The following is an 18,842-nucleotide window of genomic DNA, read 5'->3' as shown; positions in this document are numbered from 1 at the left end:
ATTCAAGAACTGATATAGTTTGCCAGGTTTTTAATCCTTATCTTGAAGTTATTTAGAACGATGATGAGTATCTTTCTTCGCAAGTTTACTTTCTGCTAGTGCTAAAAACAAAATCCCTGAAACAATCAATATAGTTCCAATTAACTTAAATAAAGTGATAGGTTCATTAAATAGCCAAACTGAAGCAATCATTACGGTAACAACTTCAAAATGTGAAGCTGCAAAAGCAGGTCCTACAGGCGCTTTTTTTAATAAAGTCATCCAAGTAAAGAAAGTAAAAATGTAGCCAGCTATTGATACATAGATCCAATGACCGGAAAATACCCTAACTATCCATTCAACGCTCATCGAAAGTGGCTGGGCATGTTCGGCAGCCAATTTAAAACTACATTGTGCAATCGTATCAAACATTAATAATACGGTAAAACCAATTAAATAGAACTTAGCCATATTAAGATAACCCCACAAAGATCACACCAGCAGTAATTAAAGACATGCCAATAACACGATATACCGTCAGTAATTCTTTAAATAGAATCCGACCTACTAACATGATAGTAATGATATTAAATGAGGCGAGCAATACACCTTGGGAAAGTGGAACTAAAGTTAAAAAAGCTAACCACAGTAAAAATTCGGCAATGTAAGATGATATTCCTATCCAAATCCAATGATTTTTGGCGAGATCTAACCAATAGTACCATCCATCTCTATTGGTAGGTGATATTGCAGCATATTTAAAAGCAACTTGTCCTAAGGTATCAAAACAAATATTACTAACCCAAAGAAAAATAACTAAGGATGACATTATGCTTAAGTTCCTTCTGCCAGATTATTAAAAAATGAAGCGCACTCTTTAATTACTTCACGGCGTTGGCTATCAATAGTAATTAAATGATAACTATCATTTAATACAACTAATCGTTTTGGACCAGAAACATGCTTCTCAACTAATTTTGCATTAGTTTCAATATTGGCAATATCGTCATTACCTGAATGCATAATTAAACAAGGTGACGTAACTTTTGGTAATTCTTGGCGAACATGTTTTGCCAATAATTGCATTTCTGCTAATGCAGGAAATGGATTTCCAGCAAGCCCAGCGGATGCAGCATCGCCACTTAACATGCTTTCTGATACCACCGCTCGGATACGCTCATCTTTAAGACCATAAGGCGGTTTTTCAATAAAAGAGACTTTTTGAAAAATGCCAAGTTTTTTAAAATAGACCAATAAAAAGAAAAACTTTTTAGCCCAAAATGGCATACTCCAACCATCATAATAAAATGTAGGTGCTAGAACACCAACACCTTTAACTTGATTTGGACGATCTGCAGCAAGTTTCAACGCCAAAAGGGCGCCCATTGATAAACCTGCGACAAAAAGGTTGTCTACATGTTTAGCTAAATAATCAGCGCCATCTTGAACGCTTTTATACCAATCTTGCCAAGTTGTTTTACATAGATCTGCTTCAGTACCACAGTGACCTGCCAATTGTATTGCATAAACAGTAAATCCTGCTTTATGTAAACCATTGGCTAAAATACGCATTTCATTTGGTGTGCCAGTTAAACCATGAATTAATAGCACGCCATTTTTATTTCCTGGTAAAAAATAAGATAAATCTTCAATTGTACTCATTATTGTTCCTTTATTTCACCATCATGACTGGAATTAGTGATTGCTCTGCTTGTTTTAAAGCCTCTGTTACATCAGCAAAATTAACAATAGCAGTGTGCTTAATGTTATTTTTTTCACAGTAATTGATCAGCTTATCTTTAGCAAAAACCAGATCGACATGATGTGAAACGCAAAAATCAGAAGTACCATCACCAACATACAATATTTGAGGAAAATGTTGCTGTTGTTTTACATGATTGCATTTGCAATTACCACTTTGTTTTATACAATCCTTATTAGCGTAAGGAAACTCAAGGCGCCAACTTCTGTGATTATCATGCAATAGTTTATTAGCATAAATAGGTAAATGTTCAATACCATGACGCTTTAATACAAATTGGATAGCATAATCTAAACCATCACTAACTACATGAACTGGTATATGTTTTTTTTCGGTATACTTAATGAATGATTTAAAGCTAGAATCAATTTCAATTTTTGCCAATGCTTGATTAAGCTCTTCTAAGCTTGCGTCCATTAAGGCAATCTGTTTACTCATACACTCTTGAGAACCAATTTTACCACTAACCCACAACTCTTCGAGCTCATCACAGCCATCTTGGCCGAACTGACTAAGTAAAGTATCAGTTACATCTTTAACACTAATTGTGCCATCAAAATCACACAAAATAATAGGGTTGTGATAGCGAGTGTAAGATGGTTGAAAAAGATGATTAGTAATTGATGAAAAAGTATTCATATTCCAAGTAAAAATTGCTAGTTATAGATATTGGCGACAATTTTCTCACAAAGTGGTAGCTAACTTTGTTGGCTCTTTGTATATATTTTGTAACGAGGCTCTATTTGCCTGTATAATGAAGCATCTCGAAGTCCACTTTACGGTAAAGAGAATCAGAAATGAGTGAACGCATATTAATTATCGAAGATGATGAAAGATTAGCCAATTTAATACAAGTCTACCTAATCCGTCAAGGATATAGGGTAGATTGGCATAATAGTGGTGAAGGAGCAGAAGAAAAAATACAACAAATCAACCCTGATTTGGTTATTTTAGATGTAATGTTACCTGAAAAAACTGGATTTGATATCTGTCGAGATATACGTTCATGGTTCAGTAACTATATTCTTATAATGACGGCTAGCGAAGATAATATTGATGAAATCGTGGGATTAGAGTTAGGCGCTGATGATTATTTAGCTAAACCGGTTGAACCACGATTATTACTAGCTCGGATTCGAGCATTGCTACGCCGAAAACAAAATGAAACAGAAAAAGAAGGCCTAAAAGAGCAAATTGCTTTATTTAACAATAATACTTTAGCCTTTGAAAATTTAGTGATTGATGGTGAAAATCGTAAAGTGTTATTAGACGGGCATGAAATAGATTTAACGACTGCCGAATTTGACTTACTCTGGTTGTTAGCTAATAACGCAGGTAAGATTCTATCTCGAGACGATATATTTTCCCAAGTTAGAGGGATTGATTTTGACGGTAGCGATCGTTCAATTGATGCCCGAATTTCTCGGTTAAGACGTAAACTTCTTGATGATCCTGATAATCCTTCAAGAATTAAAACGGTTCGAGGAAAGGGGTATTTATTCATGCGCGAAGGGGAAAACCATTGAGACAGTTATTAGCTAAACCGCTATTTTTTAACCGCCGCATCGTCTTTTATCTAGTTATTTTACTTTCATTGCAATGTATTATCGCCTATGGCGCATTATTAGTGTTTGATTCACTACCTTCATCATTAACTGATATGCCAGATGATCATATCGTTTTTCGTGAATCACAACGAGGAACAGTCAACTTAATTCGCAAACATATTGATGAAAACAAACAGCGTCCACTGCAAGCAGTAGTTGACGAGTTACAACCATATTTTGGTTATCCAATCAAAGTATTACCTGCAAATACAGAATTATCTCATTCTGTAAAAAAAGAACTTGAAAAACTTGATTTTGCTTATGATGGTGATGACGAAGTTGTCTATATCAATCTCAATGATGGTCATTTATTACAATTGGGGCCGATTCTAATGCGAGATATATTAGAATCAAATACCATGTCGTTGAGCGTTTTCCTTATTATTTGGGCATTATTTAGTGCCATAATCTTTTTTATATTAATCTATTTCGCGTTTAGTGCTGTATGGAAAGATCTGGTCAACATACGTCAAACCGCAGAACAACTTGGACAGGGCAATTTGAAGGCTCGAACGGAAAATGTGAAAGGTTGGCTATTCAAACCATTAGCCAATGTTTTAAATAATATGGGGACTCACATTGAGCATCTTGTCAGCACTAACCAAACAATTTCACATGCGATGGCACATGAACTACGAACCCCTCTTGCACGAATGCGATTTGAGTTAAGTATGCTTGAAGAATCTACAGACGAAGTAGAAAGATCTGATTTACAAAAAGGAATGAGTGATGATATAGATGAACTTGAAACCCTCATTAATGCTAGTTTGAATTATTTTAAAATGCAGCAAAGTAATATTGAATTAAACTTTACTACTGTATCGTTAAAACAATGGGGTGAAAAAGTTTGTCAGTCATTAGCACTATTTAAACCTAAGGGCTTTGAGCTCATTTGCCATAGCCAAGATGCTAAAGCTAAAATTGATATCAATTTGGCAGAAACTATTGTCAAAAATCTGCTACTTAATGCGTTTAAATATGCAGCCCATAAAGCAGTATTAAATATAACCAAACAAGATAACCGAGTTATTTTGGAAATTGATGATGATGGTGCAGGCATTCCTTTCGATTCTCGAGAAAAAATTTTTATGCCTTTTGCTCGCCTTGACACCAGTCGTACACGATCAACTGGTGGATATGGGTTAGGCTTAGCTTATGTAAAATTAATGGCAGAATTTCATGACGGTAAAGCATTCGTGGTTACTAGCCCACTAGGTGGTGCACGATTTGTTGTTTCGATAAAATCAGGTGAGGAATAACTGAAGTTAAAATTAAAATAATTGTTAAAATTATTTAGGAGTGTTATCCGTTTGAGGGTAATTATTTTTTTCAGGTAACTGAAATCTCTTGTTTTAACGTTTCGAAAAGACAAAAAATTTGCTATATTCGTCGGTCGAAGTGATAAAAGTGATAAATCTCATTTCTAAATTGGTTATGAGTAAACATATATAATCAGAGGTTTTTTATGAGCGGTGATTTACCGACAGAGAACGAAACTCGTCCAAATAACTTTATTCGTCAAATTATTGATGCGGATCTTGCTGCGGGAAAATATAAAACAACGCATACTCGTTTTCCGCCAGAACCTAATGGCTATTTACATATTGGTCATGCAAAATCTATCTGTTTAAACTTCGGTATTGCCCAAGATTATCACGGTAAATGTAATTTACGGTTTGATGATACCAATCCAGCCAAAGAAGATATTGAATATGTTGAATCAATTAAAGAAGATGTCCGCTGGTTAGGATTCGAATGGGATGGTGAGATTTGCTATTCATCTGACTATTTTGACCGTTTATATGAATATGCCATAGAGCTTATCAATAAAGGATTAGCTTATGTAGATGAACTATCTCCTGAAGAAATTCGAGAGTATCGAGGCACTTTAACACAACCAGGTAAAAATAGCCCTTATCGTGATCGAAGCATAGAGGAAAATTTAGCATTATTTATCCAAATGAAAGAGGGTAAATTTGCTGAAGGTAAAGCTTGCTTAAGAGCGAAAATCGACATGGCTTCACCTTTTATTGTTATGCGTGATCCAGTTTTATACCGTATTAAATTTGCCGAGCATCACCAAACTGGTAATAAATGGTGTATCTATCCGATGTATGATTTTACTCACTGTATTTCGGATGCTATTGAAAATATAACCCATTCACTTTGTACGCTTGAGTTCCAAGATAACCGTCGTTTATATGACTGGGTTTTAGATAATATTACTATTGAAGCTCGTCCTCATCAGTATGAGTTTTCTAGATTAAATCTAGAATATGCTATTACCTCAAAACGTAAATTAACACAATTGGTTGCCGAAGAAATTGTTGATGGTTGGAATGATCCTCGTATGCCAACTGTTTCAGGTTTACGCCGTCGAGGTTATACCCCAGCTTCAATTCGTGAATTTTGTCGTCGAATCGGGGTAACTAAACAAGAAAATACCGTTGAAATGAGTACACTTGAATTCTGTATTCGAGAAGATCTCAACGAAAATGCACCTCGAGCAATGGCGGTACTTGATCCAGTTAAAGTGGTGATTGAAAACTTTTCAGAAACACTTGATGAAGTCTTAAGTATGCCAAATCATCCTAACAGGCCAGAACTCGGTCATCGCGAAGTAACATTTACACGCGAGATTTATATTGATCGAGCTGATTTCAGAGAAGAAGCTAATAAAAATTATAAGCGTTTAGTATTAGGCAAAGAAGTCCGTCTACGTAATGCTTATGTGATACGCGCTGATCGTGTTGAAAAGGACGCAGAAGGTAATATTCAAACTATTTATTGTAGTTACGATCCGGCAACATTAAATAAAAATCCTGAAGATGGACGTAAAGTTAAAGGCGTTATTCATTGGGTATCAGCCAAGTATGGTAAACCTGCTGAAATTCGTCTTTATGATCGTTTATTTAGTACCCCAAATCCTGGTAGCGCTGAGGATTTTTTATCAACTATCAATCCAAATTCTTTAATTATTAAACAAGGATTTGTTGAGCCTAGTTTGAAAAAAGCCAAAGCCGAACAAGCTTATCAATTTGAACGTGAAGGTTATTTCTGTCTTGATAGTAAGTATGCGACAGAAGATAAATTAGTCTTTAATCGAACCGTAGGCTTAAGAGATAGTTGGAACGAAGTTTAATCATAGAGAAGCTTAATCATAGAATAAAAACGCCAACTTTAGTTGGCGTTTTTTATTGTCATCGTTGTTGAGATATTATTCTACCTTTTTACTTCTTTTAGCAATCTTATAGCTATAAGCATTAAAAATAATTCTTCTAGTATTAATTCTCCAAAATTAACCCTATAGATGAAAGAGATGATTTGTAAGGAATCGGTTTTTTATATGTTAATCAAAGTGCTACATTAGTATAAAAATGAGTAAATAAGCTTTCAAAAACCCCGCTCCTCAACTTTTTTATTAAATCATATAATGATTTTTAAGATAGCCTCTTTAGCTACTTTCTTTTATAATGTTGTTCTATTTTTTTCCTTTTTTTGCTTAAAAAGAGTACTTAGCATGAAAATTTTAGCTGGTTCTTCTGCTCTATCGACATTTCGTATTAATAAAATTCTATCCTCATGTCGTGAACAATCTATCCCCATTGTCAATATCGAAGCTCAATATATTCACTTTATCGATCTGACTGATGAGCTGAATTCCGAACAGAGTTTAACCTTGGATAAGCTGTTACAATATGGTCCTAAAAGTGCGCAGATAAAGATAGAAAATCCAGCAAATAAAATACTCTTTTTAGTTACCCCACGCGAAGGCACTATCTCACCATGGTCATCTAAAGCCACCGATATAGCACATAATTGTGGACTATCACAAATCCATCGAATAGAGCGTGGAATTGCTTATTATGTACAAGTTAGTTCATCCTTAACGGCAATACAACAAAATACTTTTCTTTCATTAATTCATGACCGAATGATGGAAACGGTATTAAGTAGCTTTGAGCAAGCTCAGCAATTATTTAAGACTGAACAGCCCAAACCAGTAACCATTGTTGATTTATTAGGAAAAGGGCGCAATGCTTTAGAAGAGGCTAATGTAAAATTAGGTTTAGCTTTAGCGCCGGATGAAATTGACTATTTAGTTGAAAGTTTCCAAAAATTAAACCGTAATCCTACAGATATTGAACTCTATATGTTCGGTCAAGCGAATTCTGAACATTGTCGCCATAAGATATTTAATGCTGACTGGGTGATTGATGGTATAAAACAACCAAAATCATTGTTTAAAATGATAAAAAACACCTTTGAAAATACGCCAGATTATGTGTCATCCGCTTATAAAGATAATGCTGCGGTAATGGATGGCTCAAAAGTGGGGCGTTTTTTTGCTGATTATGAAAATCGAACTTACGATTTTCATCAGGAATATGCAGATATTCTCATGAAGGTTGAAACGCATAATCACCCAACTGCAATATCTCCTTGGCCAGGAGCAGCAACTGGTAGTGGTGGTGAGATTCGGGATGAAGGTGCGACTGGAAAAGGCGCCAAACCCAAAGCAGGTTTAGTTGGTTTTTCCGTTTCAAATTTACGAATTCCTAATTTTGAGCAACCTTGGGAACAAGATTTTGGTAAACCGGATCGAATAGTGAGCGCCTTCGATATTATGATGGATGGACCTTTAGGTGGCGCTGCATTTAATAATGAATTTGGTCGTCCAGCATTGTTAGGTTATTTTCGTACTTATGAAGAAAAAGTAAACAGCTTTAATGGCGAAGAGGTCAGAGGTTATCATAAACCAATTATGTTAGCTGGTGGTATGGGAAATATCCGTCGAGAACATATCCAGAAAGGTGAATTTCCTATTGGTTCCAAACTAATTGTTTTAGGCGGACCAGCTATGAATATTGGTTTAGGTGGTGGTGCTGCGTCCTCAATGACTTCTGGGCAATCGGATGCGGATCTCGATTTTGCCTCCGTTCAACGTGATAATCCTGAAATGGAACGTCGTTGCCAAGAGGTCATCGACCGTTGCTGGCAACTTGGCGATAAAAATCCTATTTTATTTATCCATGATGTAGGCGCGGGAGGCTTGTCTAATGCTATGCCTGAACTTGTTAGTGATGGTGGCTGTGGTGGTCAGTTTGAATTGCGCAAAATATTAAGTGATGAGCCGGGGATGTCGCCGTTAGAAATTTGGTGTAATGAATCACAAGAGCGTTATGTACTGGCTATTCATCCGGAAAGCCTTGAGCTATTTGATGAACTTTGTAAACGTGAACGCGCACCCTATGCGGTTATCGGGGAAGCTACAATAAATAAAGCAGTAGTTTTACATGATGAGCATTTTAATAATAATCCGATAGATTTACCTTTAGATGTTTTACTTGGTAAAACCCCTAAAATGTTACGTGATGTAAAGTCAAGCCAAGCCGAAGGTGACCATTTTTCTACATCTGATATCAATTTATATGATGCAGTGAAACGAGTTCTGCATTTGCCGGTTGTAGCCGAAAAAACCTTTTTAATTACTATTGGTGACCGTTCGGTAACTGGCATGGTTGCTCGTGATCAGATGGTTGGACCTTGGCAAGTACCTGTTGCCGATTGTGCAGTGACAACAGCAAGTTTAGATAGTTATTATGGTGAAGCTATGTCAATGGGTGAACGTGCCCCTGTTGCTTTGCTTAACTATGCTGCATCAGCACGATTAGCTGTTGGTGAAGCAATTACCAATATTGCGGCGACAAACATTGGCGACATTAAGCGAATTAAGCTTTCGGCTAACTGGATGGCAGCCGCAGGTCATCCGGGTGAGGATGCTGGTCTTTATCAAGCAGTTAAAGCTATTGGTGAAGAACTATGCCCAACGTTGGGTCTGGCTATTCCGGTTGGTAAAGATTCCATGTCAATGAAAACAACATGGCAACAAAATGGTGAACAAAAAACGGTAACTTCACCTTTATCATTAGTGATTTCGGCATTTGCTCGAGTTGAAGATGTACGTAAAACGGTTACGCCACAACTTTGCACCGATCAGGATAATCTATTGTTGTTTGTTGATCTCTCTAAAGGTCACCATGCATTAGGTGCAACGGCATTAGCGCAGGTTTATCGCCATCTTGGACAAAGAACTGCTGATGTTCATGACGCTAAAGAATTAGCTGATTTTTATCAAGCGATACAAACGCTAGTCGCTCAAAATAATCTACTGGCTTATCATGATCGCTCAGATGGTGGGTTATTGGTTACTTTGGCTGAAATGGCATTTGCAGGGCATTGCGGTATTGATGTTGATATTCATTCTCTCGGTAGTGATGTGATTGCCTCGTTATTTAATGAGGAGCTAGGGGCAGTTATTCAAATTCGTGGTAGTGATTTAGACGAAGTCATGACATGCTTTAAGCATTTTGGACTGTCCCATGCGATTTATAAATTAGGTTCAGCTAAAGCCGGACAGCAATTTATTGTGCGTAATAACAGTGCTGTGGTATATAGCGAATCTCGATTAACCATGAGAACTTGGTGGGCAGAAACCACTTGGCAAATGCAGCGTTTGCGAGATAATCCAGCATGTGCTGATCAGGAGCATCAAGCCAAACAAAATGATGACGATCCGGGATTAAATGTTCACCTTACTTTTGATTCAGAACAAGATATTGCTGCACCTTATATAGCCAAAGGTGTGAAGCCTAAAGTTGCAATTTTACGTGAACAGGGTGTCAACTCGCATGTTGAAATGGCTGCTGCATTTGCTCGAGCTGGATTTGAATCAATTGATGTCCATATGACGGATTTATTATCTGGGCAAGTGACATTGAATCAATTTAATACCATCGTTGCTTGTGGTGGTTTCTCTTACGGAGATGTATTAGGTGCAGGCGAAGGATGGGCTAAGTCTATTTTATTTAATGAACAAGTTCGCCATGAGTTTGAGCAATTCTTCCATCGTAATGATACTTTGTCATTAGGTGTATGTAATGGCTGCCAAATGATGTCAAATCTCAAAGATCTAATACCAGGTGCTGAGTTATGGCCTCGTTTTGTGCGAAACGTATCGGAACGCTTTGAGGCACGCTTTAGTTTGGTCAAAATCCAATCAAGTCCTTCATTACTCTTTACTGATATGGCTGGTTCGCATATGCCTATTGCGGTTTCTCATGGTGAAGGTCAAGTTGAAACTAGAGATTTAGATCATTTAACTCGTTTAGAGGCTTCAGGTTTAGTGGCAGTCAGGTATATTGACCATTTTGGAAAAGCGACAGAGCAGTACCCTGCAAATCCGAATGGATCACCAAATGGTATTACAGCTGTAACGTCAAGTGATGGTCGATCAACTATAATGATGCCACATCCAGAGCGAGTTTTTAGGACTGTAACCAATTCATGGCATCCTGATAATTGGGGCGAAGATAGTCCTTGGATGCGAATTTTCCGCAATGCACGCAAGCAACTTGGATAAAAAAATCGCCGACTTCTGTCGGCGATTTAGTTTCATAAAAATAATATAAACTTTAATCGGTTACTTTTGCCTATTATTTAGGGGCTCTGCTAAGTCATTGTTCATTTTTCGCAATAATTGCTCAGTTGTTTCAAAATTGATGCAAGCATCAGTAACTGATACACCATACTTAAAGTTTTCTTTTGGTTGTTCAGATGATTGATTTCCTTCAAATAAATTACTTTCGATCATGACACCAATAATTGAATTGTTGCCTTGCTTAATTTGCTCAATAATTGAGTCAACAACAATTGGTTGATTACGGTAATCTTTATTTGAGTTGGCGTGACTACAATCTATCATTAAATTAGGCACTAATTTAGCCTTGTTCATTTGAACTTCACATAATGCAACATTTTCGGCATCAAAGTTAGGTGTTTTTCCTCCTCTTAGGATCACGTGACCATGTGGATTACCTAAAGTTTGTAATACCGTAACTTGCCCTTGTTGATTAATACCTACAAATCGATGTGCCATTGAAGCTGATTTCATTGCATTAATCGCCACATCTAAACTACCATCTGTACCATTTTTAAAGCCAACTGGCATGGATAATCCTGACGCCATTTCTCGGTGAGTTTGTGATTCAGTGGTTCTTGCACCAATAGCTGACCAGCTAATTAAATCACCGATGTATTGAGGTGTATTTGGATCTAATGCTTCAGTTGCAATTGGTAACCCGATTTTAGTGATATCAAGAAGTAATTTACGTGCTTTTTTTAAACCATGTTCAATATCGAAGGAACTATCCATATGTGGGTCATTGATCATGCCTTTCCAACCAACAGTGGTTCTTGGTTTTTCAAAATAAACACGCATAACGATAAATAAGTTATCTTTAACTTCATCAGATAGTTTTTTTAGTTTATGTGCATATTCAATTGCGGCTTCAGTATCGTGAATAGAACAAGGACCACAAACAATAAGTAATCGATGGTCACGACGTTCTAAAATATTAACGATAGTTTGACGAGATGAAGCAATTTGATTTTCTAATTCTGATGATAATGGATAAAGATTCTTAATTTCTTCTGGTGTAATTAACATGTGCTCATCTCTAATTCGAACGTTATTTAGTGTGTCTTTTAACATTTTATTTTCCTTGTTAAAATCATGCATATTTTTTATATGTAAAATATTGATTACATAAACCCTTAATATGTAAACACAAAATTACGAAATAGTAAATTAAAATTTTACTTATTGTTAGATAAAATACAATATTAACCTGTAAACATTTGTTTACATTTTAAGGGTTTAATTCAAATGAGTGGAAACAAATGTGTACGAATACTTGGATTAATTACAAGTACTCGTATATCAATGAGGATAAATAAGATTTAGATAGAAGATATTGCTTTTAATATTAATTGTTTATCAATAACATCAATGACTTCAACAGAACCTATTTTAGTCGGTAAAACTAATCTAATTTGCCCAGATTGAACTTTCTTATCGCGTAACATGTGAGGAATATAAGATTCATTTGGCATCTGTGTAGGTCTTTTTACTGGCAATTTAGCCTTAATTAATAACTTTTTAATCCGATCAAAATCTTCATCAGTAAATTTGCCAAGTAACTTAGCTGTTTGAGCTGCCATTAGCATTCCAACACTAACTGCTTCACCATGTAACCAATTCCCATAGCCAAGTTCAGCTTCAATTGCATGACCGTAGGTGTGGCCAAGATTTAATATAGCGCGCATATCTTGTTCTGTTTCATCAGCAGCGACAACCTGAGCTTTCAATTCACAACAACGATAAATACAGTAACTTAATGCATCGACATCTAAATTAAGTAAATCATCTATATGTAGTTCTAGCCAATTAAAAAACTCACAATCCATTATAATGCCATATTTAATCACTTCAGCTAGACCTGCTGAAAGTTCTCTTTGTGGTAAAGTTTTTAAACAATTAATATCAATTACGACTGATTGCGGCTGATAAAATGCACCAATCATATTTTTACCTAGAGGGTGATTAATTGCAGTTTTACCACCAACGGAAGAATCGACTTGAGATAATAAAGTAGTAGGAACCTGTATAAATTTTATGCCACGTTGATATGCGGAAGCTGCAAAACCTGCCACATCTCCAATAACGCCACCACCAAGTGCAATAAGTATGCTACTGCGAGTATGATTGTTGGCAAGTAAAGCGGTCAAGATTTTATTCCAAGTTTCCATAGTTTTGTATTGCTCGCCATCAGGAACAATAATGAAATCAGTTTTGACCCCATGATCTTCAAGCATTTTAATTAATTGCTGTAAATAAATTGGAGCAATAGTGTCATTTGTAGCAATGAGGACTCTCTGGCCACTATGTAGTTTGAAATATTCAAATTGACTAAGTAAGTTTTCACCAATAGTGATAGGATAACTGCGATTATCTAACGCAACATTTAGGATCTTTTGCATAATTATTTCCAGATAAGTTCATGCCAATTTAATCTTTAATGTTAACTATAAAAAAGTGGCAGCGCAACTTAGAATCATTTAAACTTATTGGCAATTTTTTTCTGTAATGTTGAATTTATATGACTTTATCTTTCGTGTTAGCACAAAAAAATTGGCGTGTAGGTGATATTGAAGGTAATACTCAGCAAATCATTGAATTGATAAAAAACTATTCCTCTAATGATCTAATTATTTTATCTGAGCTTGCAATTTGTGGTTATCCTCCAGAAGATTTAATTTATCGCGATGATTTTAAAATTCGTTGTCAACAAGCTTTATTGACTATCAAGCAAGCTAGTCAACAATGTAGTGTTATTGTTGGTCATCCTCATTGGCAAGATGGAGTGGTTTATAATGCGTTATCATTGTTTTCTGAAGGACAACAAATAGCCTGTTACCATAAACAGCAGTTACCTAATTACGATGTATTTGATGAAAAACGTTATTTTAGTGCTGGTGAGCAGACTTGTGTTATCGATTTTAAAGGTAAAAAAATTGGTTTATTGATCTGTGAAGATCTTTGGCAATGTGAGCCGATTGATCGAATTGGCGCTCAGGGTGCGGATCTGGTTATTTCTATTAATGCTTCACCTTATGCTTATGAAAAACAGAAAAATCGCGAAGAACTTATAAAACACCATGCTTTAAGAACCGGCTTACCGATTATTTATGTGAATCAAATTGGTGGTCAAGATGAGCTTATTTTTGATGGTGGCTCATTTGTATGTGATGATAAAGGCCATATCGTTCATCAGCTCAACTTTTTTGAAGAACAAATTTCTATTTTTCATCTTGGACATAATTATAAACCAGTTGTTGATTCTAAAAGTGATCCATTAGCAAATGTTTACGATGCATTAGTTTTAGCGACTCGCGATTATATTACTAAAAATGGTTTTCAAGGTGCAGTATTAGGATTATCTGGTGGAATTGATTCCGCTTTAACATTGGCAATTGCAGTTGATGCTTTGGGTAAAGATAAAGTACAAGCGGTTATGATGCCGTTCAGATATACGGCAGATATTAGTATTGCTGATGCAAAAGAAGAGGCTGAAATATTGGGTGTTGAATTTGATATTATTTCAATTGAACCGATGTTTGATGCTTTTATGTCTTCTTTAAAACCGATGTTTATGGGTACACAAAAAGATACAACTGAAGAAAATCTACAAGCACGTTGCCGCGGTGTGATTTTAATGGCGCTTTCAAACAAACGTCGTAGATTAGTTTTAACGACAGGCAATAAAAGTGAAATGTCGGTTGGTTATGCAACACTTTACGGTGATATGGCTGGTGGTTTTGATGTACTTAAAGATGTACCTAAAACCATGGTATTTGCGTTATCTAAATATCGAAATAGTAGATCGCCTGTTATTCCTGAACGAGTAATTACACGCCCACCTTCAGCTGAACTTGCACCAGATCAAAAAGATGAAGATAGTTTGCCTCCATATGATATTTTAGATGGGATATTAAAAGGCTATGTTGAACACGATTTTTCCGTTGAACAACTGGTTGCGCAAGGTTATGATGAAACAACTGTAAGGCGAGTGATTAAATTAGTTGATATTAACGAATATAAAAGACGTCAATCAGCAGTAGGTCCTAAAATTACAACTCGTAATTTTGGTAAAGGTAGACGATATCCAATTACTTCTGCTTTTGGATTTAAGAATTGGTAATCTCGAATTAAGGGCAAAGAGATATGAAAAAAATTGAAGCAATTATTAAACCTTTTAAACTAGATGATATTCGAGAAGCTCTTGCTGATCAAGGAATTACGGGGATGACCGTTACTGAAGTGAAAGGTTTTGGTCGCCAAAAAGGGCATACTGAGCTTTATCGTGGTGCTGAATATATGGTTGATTTTTTACCAAAAGTAAAAATAGAACTTGTTGTCGCTGACGATATTTTAGAAACATGTATTGAGACTATCATGAAAACCGCTCAAACAGGTAAAATTGGTGATGGAAAAATATTTGTTTATAACGTTGAGCAAGTAATACGTATACGTACTGGTGAAATGGATGAGTCAGCTATTTAACTTTATCGATTTGAATATCGGGACGTTCTTGCCGAAGTAGATTATTGGTGACAACGCCCTGAATCGAACAAATAAGGAGTTGCATATTATCACCTTTTTCAAGCAGTAATAATTTTTCGGTAGTATTTGGAGCAGGTATTGTTTTTACACCAACTACTGTTCCTGTATTTTTATGCCAAACCTGGATATCGTCAGTAATATTTCGAATTCTTGGATTGGCAATATACAGAAGATCATCTTCCATATTTTTCCACTCTAAAAAGTCCAAACTTTCACGTATCTCATTCATATTATTATCAATGATGAATCCCCAGAAATAATATTTTCCCATTTTTTTCAAATCCATCGCACTATCATAATAACCGATGAGTTTTAAGTTTTTATATTGAATAGGCGTTTTGAAATAAATGAAGTTTTTATTCGTGTCTGTGCGGTTTTCGACTGGAATATAAGCCTGATTATGATTAAAAATTTCAACATTAGTATGATTTTTTAACTCTTCTCTATGCTCATAGACATGATTAAAAAAGTCAGGATTACAGGATGTCAATTCTTCAATCAGCGGTAATTTATCTGCTGATACGGCAAATGAACAAAACATAAAAAGCGGGATTATAACGTTTTTGAGCATGTTGATTGAAGTTGACAATAATAGATACCATTTAGTTAATTGTTGATGATTGTATAATTATTACAGCAGAATAACAATGTTAATGCATTTTTTCTTTTTTAAGAAATATTAAGATTTGACAAATATTTAACCGCTAAAAAAAACCTTAAATTTTTTTAGAGCAAAAAAAATTTAATTAATCAAGTACAAATCAAACAAATATTCATTTATGGAAGACAGATCCCATATTTATTAATTAATGTTAATTAGTTGTTTTAATATTAATAAAATTAATATAGTTTAGCATAAACATATTAGTTAAAGTTATTTATAAAGGTAAGTGAAAGGGAATTTATATGCTTAAAACATTAGCAGTGAATATTAAACAGGAGTTTTCTTGCATTGAAGACATTTCATTAAGGTCATTTTTTGGAGGATTTAGTCTTAATAGTGAATCAGTTATGTTTGCTTGGGTCGATCAAAATGATGTTTATCTGAGAGCCCATGATAAATATCGTTCAATGTTTGTTGAACTCGGTATGCAACCACTTGATCTGGTATTTGATGGATCACATAAATTGCTTGATTACTATAAAGCAAGTGATGCGTTACGCCAAGATCGAAAAAAATTGCATGATATAGTGAAAATGGTCATTGAACATGCAAAACAAGATCTAGACGAAAAAGTAGCTAGATACCAAAGTCGTTTAAAATCTTTACCCAACATGACGGTTTCTTTGGAAAAATTGATGGTAAGTTCTGATATTACCGATATAGAAACATTTAAAGAAGTCGGTTATTTGGAAACTTTTTATCGAATAAAAAGTAAAAATCCAAAACTGTCAATTAATGTTCTGTTTGGTTTATATGGAGCCTTACATGATCGACATGTAGGAACATTATCATCCGAAACTAAAGAAGAAATTGAATTAGCTTATCAAAATTTCTTGAATACAAAACAAGATTTGATTTAATCAATTACTTTTAATAAGGAAAATACCATCATTAAACTTAGTTTTTAATGATGGTATTAAATTCGATGCTAATTAGGGATTAACCAACAATCTTTATTATGATGGTTTTCTACGAGTTGGTCTTTTAAATGGTTTAGGTGTTGGTAAATTAGTTAATAACGCCTGAGGATCATATTGACTAACAGGAATAGTGTGATCAATGGCTTTTTCAATAGCAGGTAAGTTTTGTGAATAACGTTCACAAGCTAATGAAATCGAATAACCTTCGGCACCGGCGCGTCCTGTACGACCTATTCGATGTCTATAATCATCACAATCATCAGGAAGATCATAGTTAAAAACATGGGTTACATTTGGGATATGTAAGCCACGGGCAGCAACATCTGTTGCTACTAAAATATCAAGATCACCTTGGGTAAATTTATCAAGAATGGATAAACGTTTTTTTTGTGCGATATCACCAGTAAGTAGTCCTACTCGATGGCCATCTGCAACTAAATGACGCCAGATTTTTTCGCAGGCAACTTTGGTATTAGCAAATACAATGCTACGGTCAGGCCACTCTTCTTCAATAAGCGTTTGTAATAGAGCTAACTTATCTTCGTTTGACGGAAAAAACAGCTCTTCTTTTATTCTGTGACCAATTTTTTGTTCAGGCTCAACTTCAACATATTGTGGTTCGTTCATGTATTCAAAAGCTAATTCACGAACATTATGAGTTAACGTCGCTGAAAATAACATGGTAAGACGATTTTGTGGCGATGTCATATGTCTAAATATCCATCGGATATCACGGATGAAACCTAAATCAAACATACGATCCGCTTCATCTAGAACTGCAACTTGGATTGCACCTAAATTAATATAATCTTGTTTTGCATAATCGATGAGTCTTCCTGTTGTTGCAATTAATACATCAACTCCAGCAGAAAGCATCTTTAGTTGCTTATCATAACCATCACCGCCATAAGCTAGTCCTAATTTAATACCTGTTTCTTCTGAGAGAGTTTGAGCATCATTGTATATTTGTACAACCAACTCACGTGTTGGAGCAATAATGACAGCTCTTGGTTGATTAGATTTATGATCGGGTAATGGAGCATTATTCAATAAATGATTAAATGTTGATGCCAAAAACGCAATCGTTTTACCCGTTCCAGTTTGTCCTTGCCCGGCAATGTCAATTCCTTTTGTTGTAAATGGCAATGTTTGTTCTTGAATTGGGGTACAGTAAACGAAACCTTTTTTCTCCAACGCTTTTATGACTAATGGGTGTAAGGGAAATTGATTGAAAGTTGTTTTTGTAAGATATGATTGAATCATTATTGTTTAGAATATAATTATCAGAATTCGGTAATTGTAGCATACTAAATACAACAACTTCACTAATAATTATGTCCTATTAGAATAATTACTAGCGGTAGGTATGAAAATATCCTAATATATTTTTAGACAAATTTTCTAGGAGATAATTAAATGAGTGATAATATTGTTGCACTTTCTGAAGCTACATTTGATAAAGTAATAAGCGAATCAACTAAACCAGTATTGGTTGACTTTTGGGCTGAGTGGTGTGGACCTTGTAAAATGGTTGCCCCGATTTTGGAAGAAATAGCTCCAGAATATGCTGATAAAATTATTATCGCCAAATTAAATGTTGAACAAAATCCGAATATTGCCCCAAAATTTGGGATTAGAGGTATTCCAACCCTATTAATTTTTAAAAATGGTCAAGTTGTTGCCACTCAAGTAGGTGCGTTATCAAAAGCACAACTTAAAGCATTTATTGATCCACAGCTTTAATCAATTGAAAAAATATAAATAATAAGCGTTTTATTACGCTTATTATTTTTTATTCCCAAAAATCGCAATTAAGTATAGACATACCTATAATTTTAGTGTAAATTGCTAATTTCTTACATAAACCCCTTTCAGCAATCCATTG

General features: G+C 35.2%; 16 protein-coding genes. 8 read left to right on the top strand and 8 right to left on the bottom strand.

Annotation, left to right across the window (positions count from 1 at the left end):
- Nucleotides 1–48 precede the first annotated feature (48 nt).
- The 4 genes from J3U24_RS05580 to J3U24_RS05565 are packed head-to-tail and all read right to left on the bottom strand — an operon-like array spanning nt 49 to nt 2,380.
- Nucleotides 49–450 (bottom strand): DMT family transporter, encoded by a 402-nt coding sequence (locus J3U24_RS05580; RefSeq protein WP_220225264.1) that lies wholly within the window; start codon nt 448–450, stop codon nt 49–51.
- A gap of 1 nt (nt 451) precedes the next feature.
- Nucleotides 452–808 carry an EamA family transporter gene (locus tag J3U24_RS05575; RefSeq protein ID WP_065562879.1) on the bottom strand — a complete coding sequence of 119 codons (357 nt, stop codon included), beginning with the start codon at nt 806–808 and terminating at the stop codon, nt 452–454.
- Nucleotides 809–813: 5 nt separating this feature from the next.
- Nucleotides 814–1,641 (bottom strand): alpha/beta hydrolase, encoded by an 828-nt coding sequence (locus J3U24_RS05570; protein WP_065562878.1) that lies wholly within the window; start codon nt 1,639–1,641, stop codon nt 814–816.
- Nucleotides 1,642–1,651: 10 nt separating this feature from the next.
- Entirely contained in the window at nt 1,652–2,380 is a 729-nt protein-coding gene (locus J3U24_RS05565) for an MtnX-like HAD-IB family phosphatase (protein ID WP_065562877.1), read from the bottom strand.
- Between the two features lie 158 nt (nt 2,381–2,538).
- On the opposite strand from J3U24_RS05565, the gene J3U24_RS05560 reads away from it, so the two are divergent.
- From J3U24_RS05560 to purL, 4 genes are all read left to right on the top strand, one after another.
- Nucleotides 2,539–3,267, top strand: coding sequence for a winged helix-turn-helix domain-containing protein (locus tag J3U24_RS05560; protein ID WP_065734928.1), 729 nt, complete (start codon nt 2,539–2,541; stop codon nt 3,265–3,267).
- Nucleotides 3,264–4,607, top strand: a complete 1,344-nt coding sequence (locus J3U24_RS05555; RefSeq protein ID WP_065562875.1) for an ATP-binding protein — start codon at nt 3,264–3,266, stop codon at nt 4,605–4,607. Before J3U24_RS05560 ends, J3U24_RS05555 begins: the two co-directional genes overlap by 4 nt.
- Before the next feature lie 206 nt (nt 4,608–4,813).
- Entirely contained in the window at nt 4,814–6,490 is a 1,677-nt protein-coding gene (glnS, locus tag J3U24_RS05550) for a glutamine--tRNA ligase (protein ID WP_267337367.1), read from the top strand.
- Between the two features lie 378 nt (nt 6,491–6,868).
- Entirely contained in the window at nt 6,869–10,771 is a 3,903-nt protein-coding gene (gene purL / locus J3U24_RS05545; RefSeq protein WP_267337369.1) for a phosphoribosylformylglycinamidine synthase, read from the top strand.
- Between the two features lie 60 nt (nt 10,772–10,831).
- Here the strand turns inward: purL and J3U24_RS05540 are convergent, their stop codons facing one another.
- On the bottom strand, nt 10,832–11,902 hold the full coding sequence (locus tag J3U24_RS05540) for a 3-deoxy-7-phosphoheptulonate synthase (RefSeq protein ID WP_065562872.1): 1,071 nt from the start codon (nt 11,900–11,902) through the stop codon (nt 10,832–10,834).
- A gap of 248 nt (nt 11,903–12,150) precedes the next feature.
- Nucleotides 12,151–13,230: a 3-dehydroquinate synthase gene (gene aroB / locus J3U24_RS05535; RefSeq protein ID WP_065734925.1), complete on the bottom strand. Its 1,080-nt coding sequence runs from the start codon at nt 13,228–13,230 to the stop codon at nt 12,151–12,153.
- A gap of 113 nt (nt 13,231–13,343) precedes the next feature.
- On the opposite strand from aroB, the gene J3U24_RS05530 reads away from it, so the two are divergent.
- Both J3U24_RS05530 and glnB read left to right on the top strand, forming a co-directional pair.
- Nucleotides 13,344–14,951 (top strand): NAD+ synthase, encoded by a 1,608-nt coding sequence (locus J3U24_RS05530; RefSeq protein WP_416380496.1) that lies wholly within the window; start codon nt 13,344–13,346, stop codon nt 14,949–14,951.
- Nucleotides 14,952–14,974: 23 nt separating this feature from the next.
- On the top strand, nt 14,975–15,313 hold the full coding sequence (glnB, locus tag J3U24_RS05525; RefSeq protein ID WP_034883030.1) for a nitrogen regulatory protein P-II: 339 nt from the start codon (nt 14,975–14,977) through the stop codon (nt 15,311–15,313).
- Here the strand turns inward: glnB and J3U24_RS05520 are convergent.
- Nucleotides 15,306–15,914, bottom strand: a complete 609-nt coding sequence (locus tag J3U24_RS05520) for a hypothetical protein (protein WP_141677504.1) — start codon at nt 15,912–15,914, stop codon at nt 15,306–15,308. The genes glnB and J3U24_RS05520 overlap by 8 nt on opposite strands.
- A 365-nt stretch (nt 15,915–16,279) precedes the next feature.
- On the opposite strand from J3U24_RS05520, the gene J3U24_RS05515 reads away from it, so the two are divergent.
- Complete coding sequence (locus J3U24_RS05515) at nt 16,280–16,897, top strand: TfoX/Sxy family protein (RefSeq protein WP_065734922.1); 618 nt, start codon at nt 16,280–16,282, stop codon at nt 16,895–16,897.
- Between the two features lie 96 nt (nt 16,898–16,993).
- Here J3U24_RS05515 and rhlB read toward each other — a convergent pair whose 3' ends face one another.
- A complete protein-coding gene (rhlB, locus tag J3U24_RS05510; protein ID WP_065734921.1) occupies nt 16,994–18,220 on the bottom strand; it encodes an ATP-dependent RNA helicase RhlB in 1,227 nt (408 codons plus the stop codon).
- Nucleotides 18,221–18,373: 153 nt separating this feature from the next.
- Between rhlB and trxA the strand changes: the two genes are divergently transcribed.
- On the top strand, nt 18,374–18,700 hold the full coding sequence (trxA, locus tag J3U24_RS05505) for a thioredoxin TrxA (RefSeq protein WP_065734920.1): 327 nt from the start codon (nt 18,374–18,376) through the stop codon (nt 18,698–18,700).
- Nucleotides 18,701–18,842 lie beyond the last annotated feature (142 nt).

Source organism: Gilliamella sp. B2785 (genome assembly GCF_026537005.1).
In the GTDB taxonomy this organism is placed as follows: Bacteria; Pseudomonadota; Gammaproteobacteria; order Enterobacterales; family Orbaceae; genus Gilliamella; species Gilliamella apicola_E.
The sequence above is the reverse complement of the archived record's forward strand: the minus strand, read 5'-3'. Positions and strand labels throughout refer to the sequence as shown.

Coding starts and splice junctions, on each gene's coding strand:
- J3U24_RS05580 (WP_220225264.1), bottom strand. CDS start 450: ATGGCTAAGTTCTATTTAATTGGTTTTACCGTATTATTAATGTTTGAT.
- J3U24_RS05575 (WP_065562879.1), bottom strand. CDS start 808: ATGTCATCCTTAGTTATTTTTCTTTGGGTTAGTAATATTTGTTTTGAT.
- J3U24_RS05570 (WP_065562878.1), bottom strand. CDS start 1,641: ATGAGTACAATTGAAGATTTATCTTATTTTTTACCAGGAAATAAAAAT.
- J3U24_RS05565 (WP_065562877.1), bottom strand. CDS start 2,380: ATGAATACTTTTTCATCAATTACTAATCATCTTTTTCAACCATCTTAC.
- J3U24_RS05560 (WP_065734928.1), top strand. CDS start 2,539: ATGAGTGAACGCATATTAATTATCGAAGATGATGAAAGATTAGCCAAT.
- glnS (WP_267337367.1), top strand. CDS start 4,814: ATGAGCGGTGATTTACCGACAGAGAACGAAACTCGTCCAAATAACTTT.
- purL (WP_267337369.1), top strand. CDS start 6,869: ATGAAAATTTTAGCTGGTTCTTCTGCTCTATCGACATTTCGTATTAAT.
- J3U24_RS05540 (WP_065562872.1), bottom strand. CDS start 11,902: ATGTTAAAAGACACACTAAATAACGTTCGAATTAGAGATGAGCACATG.
- aroB (WP_065734925.1), bottom strand. CDS start 13,230: ATGCAAAAGATCCTAAATGTTGCGTTAGATAATCGCAGTTATCCTATC.
- glnB (WP_034883030.1), top strand. CDS start 14,975: ATGAAAAAAATTGAAGCAATTATTAAACCTTTTAAACTAGATGATATT.
- J3U24_RS05520 (WP_141677504.1), bottom strand. CDS start 15,914: ATGTTTTGTTCATTTGCCGTATCAGCAGATAAATTACCGCTGATTGAA.
- J3U24_RS05515 (WP_065734922.1), top strand. CDS start 16,280: ATGCTTAAAACATTAGCAGTGAATATTAAACAGGAGTTTTCTTGCATT.
- rhlB (WP_065734921.1), bottom strand. CDS start 18,220: ATGATTCAATCATATCTTACAAAAACAACTTTCAATCAATTTCCCTTA.
- trxA (WP_065734920.1), top strand. CDS start 18,374: ATGAGTGATAATATTGTTGCACTTTCTGAAGCTACATTTGATAAAGTA.